Source organism: Vibrio sp. S12_S33 (assembly GCF_963889785.1).
Classification (GTDB): domain Bacteria; phylum Pseudomonadota; class Gammaproteobacteria; order Enterobacterales; family Vibrionaceae; genus Vibrio; species Vibrio aestuarianus.
This window is the reverse complement of record NZ_CAWPQZ010000481.1, coordinates 1-210: the sequence shown is the minus strand read 5'-3', so window position 1 is coordinate 210 and position 210 is coordinate 1. Positions and strand designations below refer to the sequence as shown.

At 46.7% G+C, this 210-nt stretch carries 1 pseudogene; it reads right to left on the bottom strand.

The features are described from left to right. Window positions 1-36 precede the first annotated feature (36 nt). Window positions 37-210: pseudogene (locus AACW06_RS20820) on the bottom strand (IS1 family transposase); the annotation flags it as partial.

The window sequence follows — 210 nt, the reverse complement described above, 5'->3', positions numbered from 1 at the left end:
GAACCTTTTGCCCACAACATGCTTTTCCCTTGGTCATTCTTTTGTGTAAACGCTGAAGTCATCGGTAAAAAAGAAGCTGATACCAAACGGCTTGAGCAAAGCGAGCAACGAGCGCAGAGCATCCGTACTACAGCTACCAAATGCGTGAGCAATGATGCGCTTATAGCGAGGCTACCAAGCATACCAAAGCCAGCGGCGATTTTTCTTTTT